The organism is Profundibacter sp. (genome assembly GCF_056498605.1).
The window spans coordinates 21,662-31,107 of sequence record NZ_JBSMEZ010000112.1; the positions used below are offsets into that span (position 1 = coordinate 21,662).

The window sequence follows — 9,446 nt, forward strand, 5'->3', positions numbered from 1 at the left end:
ACACTATTTAATTTGATTACTAAATTAAAATATCGCATAGTTTTAAGCGACACGCGAATCCTGTTGGCTTTCCCGTGCCTATACAAAATCCTTGGGAGGATCACATGAAGAAACTTGGAATTATCGCTGGCGCATTGCTCAGCACCTGTATCGCAACATCCGCCATTGCAGCGGAGCAAATCATCGGCGTCAGCTGGTCAAACTTTCAGGAAGAGCGCTGGAAAACAGACGAAGCGGCGATGAAAGCCGCCATTGAAGCAAATGGCGACACCTATATTTCTGCCGACGCACAATCATCCGCTGCCAAGCAGCTGACAGATGTTGAAAGCCTGATCGCCCAAGGCGCTGATGCGTTAGTGATCCTGTCTGTTGACTCAGGTTCAGTTGGGGCCGCTGTAGATGCGGCCGCGGCCGAAGGCATCCCTGTGATCGGCTATGATCGCCTGATCGAAGACAAACGCGCCTTCTACCTGACCTTTGATAACAAAGAAGTTGGTCGTGTGATCGCACGTTCAATTCTCGCGGCTGTGCCTAAAGGCAACTACGCCATCATCAAGGGCGACAAGGGTGACCCGAACGCGGCATTCCTGCTGGAAGGCATGATGGAAGTGATCGGCGCATCCGTTGATTCGGGCGACATCAAAATTGTTGGTGAAGCATTCACCGATGGCTGGAAGCCAGACAATGCGCAAAAGAACATGGAACAGATCCTGACGGCCAACGATAATAAGGTCGATGCAGTGATGTCAGAAAATGACGGTATGGCAGGTGGCGCAATTGCTGCACTAGCGGCCCAAGGTCTGAACATCCCTGTTTCCGGCCAAGACGGTGACCACGCAGCACTGAACCGCGTTGCGCGCGGCACCCAAAACACATCGGTTTGGAAAGATGCCCGCGTATTGGGTGCGGCCGCCGGCAACATTGCATCAGCACTGGCCGGTGGGGCCGATATGGGCGGTATTGAAGGTGCTGTGACATGGGCTGGCGGGGCAAATGGCGTCGAGATGAACGCGATCTTCCTTGCGCCAACACCAATCAGCGCCGCCAATCTCAATGTCGTGATTGACGCTGGCCACATCGCAAAAGAAAAAGTTTGCGAAGGTGCAGTTGCCGGCGTTGTTGGCTGCGAATAAGTTACCTTAAGATAACAATCTGCGCCGAGTGTATGTACGGCGCAGATTTATTTTACCCACCCCGACATCGCCAGACCTGCAGGAGATCGATGTGACAAAATCGGTAACACCAACAGCGAAATCAAAAACTGATGGGGCTTTCACGCGGTTCTTGCGTGCCACCGAAATTGATGCACGCCTGTTGGGAATGATAGCCGCACTGGTTTTAATCTGGATCGGATTTCATGTTTACGGACAGCTGATCAACGGCTACGGCGCGTTTCTAACACCGCGCAACCTGTGGAATCTGTCAGTGCAAACCGCTTCGGTTGCAGTGATGGCAACAGGCATGGTTCTGGTGATCGTCACCCGCCATATTGACCTATCAGTTGGATCAATCCTTGGATTTTGCGCCATGTCGATGGCGATTATCCAGGTCTGGATATTGCCCGACCTGATCGGGCTGGGCCACCCGATGATCTGGGTTATCGCCGCTGCTTGCGGGTTACTAATCGGGGCTACAATCGGCGCATTTCATGGCTACCTGATTGCCTATCTGGGCATCCCTGCTTTCATCGTCACTCTTGGTGGTCTGTTTGTCTGGCGCGGTGCCTCGTTCCTGCTGGCGCGGGGCGAAACCATTTCACCGGTGGATGCGACCTTCTCCTTGCTTGGGGGCGGGCCATATGGTGCTGTCGGAGCAACAACAAGTTGGATAGTGGGTCTGGTTGCCTGTCTGGCTGTCATTGCGCTGCTATGGCAGGGGCGCCGCCAACGCAGGCGCTTTGAATTCCCGCTGCGCCCGATCTGGGCCGAGGCATTTCTGGGCGCTATCGGATGCGGTTTTATTCTGGGCTTTGTGCTGTTGGTCAATGCCTACCCTTGGCCCAAAGGCATCGTAAAACAATACGCAGCCGCCAATAACATCGATACGCCAGTGAATGAAATATTCATCAGCCACGGCTTTGCCATTCCGGTTTTAATGCTGATGGCTGTGGGGGTGATGATGACGGTACTGACCACCCGCACGCGTTTTGGCCGTTACATTTACGCCATTGGTGGAAACCCGATGGCGGCTGAATTGGCTGGGATTAACACCCGCTGGGTCACGGTTAAAATTTTTGCACTAATGGGCACGCTTTGCGGTTTGGCGGCAGTTATTGCCAGCGCACGACTGGGGTCTGCCACCAACAGCCTTGGCACACTGGACGAACTGTATGTCATCGCGGCCGTGGTGATAGGCGGCGCGTCATTTTCCGGCGGGATCGGCACGATTTACGGCGCGATCATTGGCGCACTGGTTTTGCAATCCTTACAAACCGGCATGGTCCTGATCGGGTTTGACGCTGCAATCCAGCAGATGGTTGTGGGGGCCGTTCTGGTGTCGGCGGTATGGGTTGATATTATTTATCGCCGTCGCAGCAGCACATAAGGGGAGGACCGGAATATGAAAACACAAACCCCACTGGTCGAGATGAGAAACATCGAGTTGGCCTTTGGCGGCGTCAAGGCCGTCGATGATGTGACCATTGATTTATTCCCCGGCGAGGTTGTCGGATTGCTGGGCCATAACGGTGCCGGAAAATCCACCCTGATCAAGGTTCTGTCAGGGGCATACAAGGCCGACGCGGGCGAGATTTATGTGGAGGGAAAGCGTGCCAATATTAACAACCCGCGCGATGCCCGTAAATATAACATCGAAACGATTTACCAAACGCTCGCGCTGGCTGATAATCTTGATGCTGCCTCGAACCTGTTTCTAGGCCGCGAATTGGTTAATAAATTTGGCTTTGTCGATGATGATGCAATGGAGGCCGAAACTCGCAAAATCATGGCGCGCCTGAACCCCAATTTTGAAAAATTCTCATCCCCCGTCAGCGCATTATCTGGCGGGCAACGTCAATCGGTAGCCATCACCCGCGCGGTCTATTTTAACGCCCGCATCCTGATTATGGACGAACCCACCGCCGCGCTTGGCCCGCAAGAAACCGAAATGGTCAATGAATTGATTCAACAGCTAAAGGCCGAAGGCATCGGGATATTTCTGATCAGTCACGACATCCACGATGTTATGGGATTGTGTGACCGTGTTAGTGTGATGAAAAACGGCAAACTGGTTGGCACTGAAAACGTAGAGGATGTGACCGACGATGAAATCCTTGCGATGATTATTCTAGGGAAGCAGCCGCAAAAGAATTCAGAGCATACCTGAAGGCAGCCTTCACAATTCGCCCAAAATATTCCGCTTGCGCCGCAGTTTATTCATGACATGCACCAAAGCAGCGGTAATTTCAGGTTCGGACAGCGCGTGCCCTGACATCGGCACCAGTTTCAACTCGGCTTTTGGCATCGCTTTTGCCACTTTCCAGGCCGAGGTCGGCGGGCAAATCATATCATAACGCCCCTGAATGATCGTGGCGGGGATGTGGGCAATACTGGGCAGATTTTTCAATATCCAGCCGTCATGTTCCAAAAACCCTGCATTGGCGAAATAGTGGTTTTCAAGCCGCGCAAAGGCCAGCGCATAATCGGCAGGGGTTTGGCCCACAGCCCCGATAGTATGGATCGAGGCCAGCGCATTCTCCCATGCGGACCACGCGCGGGCAAACCGCACTTCGGTATCACGATCACCGCAAAACAGCCGCGTATGGTAGGCGGCAATCAAATCGTCGCGCTCATCTATCGGAACCATATTGGAAAAACCTTCCCACAGGTCGGGCCAGAATTTACCGGCACCGCCACCATAGAACCAATCCAGCTCGTCTTGTGTCATCAGGAACACACCGCGCAAAACCAGATATGCGGCACGATCAGGGTGGGTTAGAGCATAAGTTAGCGACAGCGTCGCACCCCAGCTACCGCCAAAAACAATCCAGCGATCAATATCAAGCGCTGCGCGGATCCGCTCGATATCGGCAACCAGATGCCATGTTGTATTCGCCTCGATCGACGCGTGTGGCTTGGAGCGCCCGCACCCGCGCTGATCAAACAGGATAATACGATAGACAGCCGGATCAAAATAACGGCGCATCGCGGGACTACACCCGCCGCCGGGGCCACCATGCAGCACCACAACGGGCACCCCATCAGGGTTGCCGCATTGCTCGACATAGATGGTATGTCCATCGCCAACGTCCAGCATCCGCGTATTAAACGGTGCTGTTTGCGCAAAAAGATACTGGGATGCGCTTTTTTGACCTGCGTTCTTATCCATGAGTGTCCTATATAGTGACATGAGCCGCACCAAAAGAGCATATGGAGTTCAGAATGCAAGCCGCGAAAACAACAGTTGATCCCGCCGAAGTTGCCAAATTCGAGGCGATGGCGGCGGAATGGTGGGATGTGAATGGTAAATTCAAGCCGCTACACATGCTGAACCCGTGTCGGCTGGATTATATCACGCAGCGGATTGCGGTGCAGTTTGATCGGGATTTAACCGCTACAATGCCGTTTGATGGGCTTCGCCTGCTGGATATTGGCTGTGGCGGTGGTCTGTTGTCGGAACCAATGGCGCGGCTGGGTGCAACTGTGGTGGGGGCGGATGCTGCCGAGGGAAACATTCCTGTGGCGCAGGTTCATGCGGACCAGCAGGGACTGGAAATTGATTACCGGCACACCACAGCCGAAGCGCTGGCCGAGGCGGGCGAGCAGTTTGACGTGGTTTTGAACATGGAAGTGGTCGAGCATGTCTCTGACCCGCTGGCCTATCTAACGGCCTGCCAGCAATTGCTGAAATCAGGTGGTTTGATGATCTGCTCAACCCTGAACCGCAATCCTAAAAGTTATGCTGTGGCCATTATCGGCGCCGAACATATTATGCGTTGGCTGCCCAAAGGAACGCATGAATGGCGCAAGTTTATCACGCCGGATGAACTGTATGATTTGATCAAAACCGCCGGATTAGAGCCTGTTAATCGCAGTGGATTCGTGTTTAACCCGATTGCATGGTCATGGTCATTATCGGATCGGGATTTGTCGGTGAACTATGTGACGTCAAGCGTCAAGCGCTAGTCATTTTCATCCATTTGTTCGCGTAATTCACGCAAAACCGGCAAAGCACTACGCACCTTTTCCGGGCCGATTTTTTCAACCACTTTTGCGATGATTGGGGTTATCGCATTCAATGCCGCTTCGCGTGCCACGCGCCCTGATGGGCTGATTGTAACATGCTTGCGCCGCGCATCATCCCAATCGGGGCGGATGTGGACATGACCTGCCCACTCCAGTTTGTTCAATGTATTGGTCATCGCCCCGCGTGTGACGTGAAACGCTTTGGCAAGTTGGGCCGGGGATCGTTCTGTATTTGCCGTCGCCAAGTGGTTTAATACCGAAAAATGTGACAGCTCCATCCCTTTTGGCAAGGCTTTGGATAGCCGATTGCGCGCCAGCTGATCTGCCATGAAAATTTCACTGAACAATGCTACAGCAAGGGGGTCATTCGCATCACTCATTCCGGCGCACCATAATTGCGGTCATGAGACAAGGACGGGATTTTGCGCCGCGCCGCGCCAACCTCTGATAAATCGAAATCAACCAACGTTAGGCCCGACTTTGTGCCGCCATCCGCCAAAACTTCGCCCCAAGGCGACACCGCTAGGGAATGGCCGTATGTGTCGCGTGACCGCCCCGTGGTGGCAGAATGTGGCCCGCATTGGGCGGGGGCAAAAACATAGCACCCAGTTTCAATCGCCCGCGCCCGAAGCAGCGTTTCCCAATGGGCAGCCCCCGAAACGGGGGAAAAGGCCGCAGGTCCGGTCAGGATTTGCGCACCATGTTGGGCTAACGTGCGGTGCAGGTACGGAAACCGGACGTCATAACAAATGGTCATACCCACTTTGGCAAAAGCAGTATCGGCAATCACCGCCTGTTTCCCCGGCCGATAGCCTGCAGATTCACGGTAGGTTTCGGTTTTGCTGATCTCGACATCAAACATGTGGATTTTATCATATCGGGCCACAATCGCGCCCTTAGGCGATATCATGAACGATCGATTGGCGAATCGTCCATCCGCATCATTGGTTTTCAATGCTAGCGAGCCGATCAGCAACCAGACGCCCAGCGCCTTTGCCTCGGCCTGTAGGGTGGCAAGGGTTGGGTCATCATCCTCACGGCACAGCACCGATTGCTGATGAACGCGGCTGTCAGAAACGCAATTTGTCACTTCTGGCGTCAGCAGAAATCCAGCGCCAAAACCAGCAGCTTGTCGCATATACTCAACAATCTGCAGAATGTTGTCCTCAGGCTGATCAGATGAATTTAGCTGGATTAGAGCCGCTTTCATTTCCTATCCCGCCCGCATTGTATCAAGGTTGCCCGCACGTTCCAGCGCGTGCAGTTCATCACAACCACCAACATGATTGTCGCCGATAAATATTTGCGGCACGGTATGGCCGCCGTTTGCGCGGCTCATCATTTCTTGACGCTTGGTAGCGTTCATTGCGACGTTATATTCGGTGAACTCCACGCCTTTGCTTTTCAGCAACCGTTTGGCCGCCACGCAAAACCCGCAAAAGGGCGAGGTGTAAATTTCAACTGTTTGCATTTCCAAATCCCTATTGTTTCGCCGGACTATAGGGATTTATGCATCCTTCGCAACGCGCGCCAGCGTCACGGTGAAAACATCTTTGGCACCTGCAGCCAGACATGCCTCGGCACAGGCAGCAAGGGTTGCGCCGGATGTCATCACATCATCAACCAGCAGGATCGGGCGGCCAATCAGACGGTGGCGGCGTTTCGGATTGGCAGAAATGCTATCCGCCAACATCTGAAACCGCGCATCACGGCCCAGACCATCAAGTGACCGCGTGCGTTTGCTACGAACCAGCAGATCAGGGCAGTAGGATTGATCCAGCGCCTTGGCCAGGTTTTTGGCAAGCAAAGCCGATTGGTTATACCGCCGTTTCAGCAATCGCATCCAGTGTAACGGGACGGGCGCGATCAACATATTTGATCCAACAAGCGGGGTGGCAACCTGTGCCATCCATTGGCCAGCAGGTATGGCAATGTCAAGCCGGTCACCATGTTTTAGCGCCAGCACCAATTTACGACCATTATCCTTATAAAGCAGCGCCGCTCGCCCCTTGGCCCAGGGCCGCGCAATGGTCATGCAATCATCACAAAGAATGCTTTCGCCAGCGTCATCACCCAGCAACGGCGTGCCGCATTTATCGCAAGCCAGCCCTGCTATGAACGGCGTGTCACGCCAGCATTTACCACAAAGTGCATTGTCACCTTCAACCAAATCACGGCATGACATGCACTGCGACGGGTAAATCAGGTGAAGTGGTGATTGCATTTTGTGTCGTTCCTTTTAGATTGCCCGCAGCCAAAGGATCGCAGATGCAAAAGCACCCCCTGTTAACCGATCGCCCAGCACTAGAACGTTTTCGTGCCCGTGCGCTGCGGTCCAGCGATCCCGCGATGTTCTTGCAAGAAGAAGCAGTGCTTGAGATCAATGAAAGACTGAACGAGGTTAACAGACCATTTACATCCGTCGCAATTGTAACGCCTTTCCCGAAAATTTGGCAAAATTTGCTGCCAAAAGCCAAGATTGTGGCAGATGACGAGGTTTTAGCGCTTAAACCCGAATCATATGATCTGGTAATCCACTCAATGTCACTCCATTGGGCGAATGATCCTGTGGGGCAGCTGATTCAATGTCGACAGGCATTAAAGCCGGATGGGCTGTTTCTCGGCGCGTGCTTTGGCGGAGAAACATTGACCGAATTACGGGTGGCATTGGCCGAAGCGGAAGTGGCGATAACCGATGGCCTGTCGCCCCGAGTAGCACCAATGGGCGAAATCCGTGATCTGGGGGCGTTATTACAGCGGGCGGGCTTTGCCATGCCAGTGGCTGATACCATGAAAAAAACGGTGACCTATGCGGATATGGGCCGCTTGCTGCGCGATTTACGGGCGATGGGCGAAAGCAATGCCTTGACCCAGCGCCGTAGGGTCACATCACCACGCCATTTATTCACCAAAGCAGGCGCGGTTTATGCCAAAGCGTTCAGTACCAAAGATGGGCGCATCCCGGCTACTTTCGAGATGATATTCCTGACCGGATGGGCACCCGATGAAAGCCAGCCAAAACCGCTGCGCCCCGGGTCGGCCACCACGCGACTGGCTGATGCATTAAACACCAACGAACAGCCTCTGCCCGATACCGCGCCAAAGAAGCGCATTTAACCCTGTGGTAAAACCCGCTATCCCTTATCTCTGCACAGAGAATTCAGGAAGACACCAATGACAAACCCAGACCAAAAATCCGCTAGTAAAGTTGGCGTATTGATTGCCAACCTTGGCACCCCTGATGGGTATGATTACTGGTCGATGCGCCGCTATCTAAGTGAATTCCTGTCAGACAAACGGGTGATTGATTACCCGTCATGGAAATGGCAGCCGCTATTGCAACTGATCATCCTGAGCAAGCGACCATTCAGTTCTGGCAAAGCCTATAAATCTATCTGGAACGAAGAGGCTGATGAAAGCCCTTTGATGACGATTACCAAGGACCAGACCGCAAAGCTAAAACAGGCTCTAACACAGCGGTATGGCGATGAAATAGTGGTGGATTTCAGTATGCGATATGGCAATCCATCGACGAAATCCAAAGTGCAAAAAATGGTGCGGGGGGGCTGCGACAAAATCCTGTTCTTCCCCTTATATCCACAGCACGCCGGTGCCACGACCGCTACGGCGAATGACGCGTTTTTCAAGGCACTAAGCGAGGAAAAACAGCAGCCCACAGCCCGAACCGTGCCTGCCTATTGCAACGAGCCTGCGTATATTGATGCTTTGGCTGACTCCGTCGAGCAAGCCTACGCGAAGCTGGATAGGCAGCCTGATCTGCTGGTCGTCTCCTACCACGGAATGCCCAAACGCTATATCGACGAGGGCGACCCGTATTTGGCGCACTGCGAACTGACGTCGCACCTGTTGCAAAAACGTCTGGGGTGGGATGACGGGCAGCTGGTAACCACGTTCCAGTCGCAATTCGGGCCTGAAGAATGGCTTCAGCCCTATACCGTAGAAGAGGTGGCGCGACTGGCGAAAAATGGTAAGAAGAATATTGCCGTCATTGCCCCGGCATTTTCAGCCGATTGCATCGAAACGCTTGAGGAAATTAACGAGGAAATTTTTGAAAGTTTTGAAACGGCGGGAGGTGAAAGTTTCACTTATATTCCCTGCCTGAATGACAGCAGCGCACATATCGTGGCTCTGACCAAAGTTATTGAAGATAATCTGGTCGGTTGGTTGAAATAATATATGGTCAGACCAAAAAAAAGGCGGTGAAAATCACCGCCTTTTTTTATAAACTATGTTGGCGAACTA

General features: G+C 53.2%; 11 protein-coding genes. 6 read left to right on the forward strand and 5 right to left on the reverse strand.

Going from position 1 to position 9,446, the window contains the following annotated elements; genetic code table 11:
* Positions 1–104: 104 nt before the first annotated feature.
* The 3 genes from ACWB12_RS11750 (at position 105) to ACWB12_RS11760 (ending at position 3,324) form a co-directional block, all read left to right on the forward strand.
* Positions 105–1,133, forward strand: coding sequence for a substrate-binding domain-containing protein (locus ACWB12_RS11750; RefSeq protein WP_479530275.1), 1,029 nt, complete (start codon positions 105–107; stop codon positions 1,131–1,133).
* Between the two features lie 91 nt (positions 1,134–1,224).
* On the forward strand, positions 1,225–2,544 hold the full coding sequence (locus ACWB12_RS11755; protein WP_479530276.1) for a sugar ABC transporter permease: 1,320 nt from the start codon (positions 1,225–1,227) through the stop codon (positions 2,542–2,544).
* A 15-nt stretch (positions 2,545–2,559) separates the two neighbouring features.
* Entirely contained in the window at positions 2,560–3,324 is a 765-nt protein-coding gene (locus tag ACWB12_RS11760) for an ATP-binding cassette domain-containing protein (protein WP_479530277.1), read from the forward strand.
* A 9-nt stretch (positions 3,325–3,333) separates the two neighbouring features.
* Here the strand turns inward: ACWB12_RS11760 and pip are convergent, their stop codons facing one another.
* A complete protein-coding gene (gene pip / locus ACWB12_RS11765) occupies positions 3,334–4,326 on the reverse strand; it encodes a prolyl aminopeptidase (RefSeq protein ID WP_479530278.1) in 993 nt (330 codons plus the stop codon).
* A gap of 53 nt (positions 4,327–4,379) precedes the next feature.
* On the opposite strand from pip, the gene ubiG reads away from it, so the two are divergent.
* Complete coding sequence (ubiG, locus tag ACWB12_RS11770; protein WP_479530279.1) at positions 4,380–5,123, forward strand: bifunctional 2-polyprenyl-6-hydroxyphenol methylase/3-demethylubiquinol 3-O-methyltransferase UbiG; 744 nt, start codon at positions 4,380–4,382, stop codon at positions 5,121–5,123.
* Here ubiG and ACWB12_RS11775 read toward each other — a convergent pair.
* The 4 genes from ACWB12_RS11775 to ACWB12_RS11790 are packed head-to-tail and all read right to left on the reverse strand — an operon-like array spanning position 5,120 to position 7,407.
* Positions 5,120–5,563 carry a MarR family winged helix-turn-helix transcriptional regulator gene (locus tag ACWB12_RS11775; RefSeq protein ID WP_479530280.1) on the reverse strand — a complete coding sequence of 148 codons (444 nt, stop codon included), beginning with the start codon at positions 5,561–5,563 and terminating at the stop codon, positions 5,120–5,122. The two genes, ubiG and ACWB12_RS11775, sit on opposite strands and share 4 nt — an antisense overlap.
* Entirely contained in the window at positions 5,560–6,393 is an 834-nt protein-coding gene (locus tag ACWB12_RS11780) for a carbon-nitrogen hydrolase family protein (protein ID WP_479530281.1), read from the reverse strand. Before ACWB12_RS11780 ends, ACWB12_RS11775 begins: the two co-directional genes overlap by 4 nt.
* Positions 6,394–6,396: 3 nt before the next feature.
* On the reverse strand, positions 6,397–6,654 hold the full coding sequence (grxC, locus tag ACWB12_RS11785) for a glutaredoxin 3 (RefSeq protein ID WP_479530282.1): 258 nt from the start codon (positions 6,652–6,654) through the stop codon (positions 6,397–6,399).
* Between the two features lie 36 nt (positions 6,655–6,690).
* Positions 6,691–7,407, reverse strand: coding sequence for a double zinc ribbon domain-containing protein (locus ACWB12_RS11790; RefSeq protein WP_479530283.1), 717 nt, complete (start codon positions 7,405–7,407; stop codon positions 6,691–6,693).
* Positions 7,408–7,451: 44 nt separating this feature from the next.
* Here ACWB12_RS11790 and ACWB12_RS11795 point away from each other — a divergent pair, with 44 nt between their 5' ends.
* Both ACWB12_RS11795 and hemH read left to right on the forward strand, forming a co-directional pair.
* Positions 7,452–8,300, forward strand: a complete 849-nt coding sequence (locus ACWB12_RS11795) for a methyltransferase domain-containing protein (RefSeq protein ID WP_479530284.1) — start codon at positions 7,452–7,454, stop codon at positions 8,298–8,300.
* Positions 8,301–8,357: 57 nt separating this feature from the next.
* Positions 8,358–9,377: a ferrochelatase gene (hemH, locus tag ACWB12_RS11800; protein ID WP_479530285.1), complete on the forward strand. Its 1,020-nt coding sequence runs from the start codon at positions 8,358–8,360 to the stop codon at positions 9,375–9,377.
* Positions 9,378–9,446 lie beyond the last annotated feature (69 nt).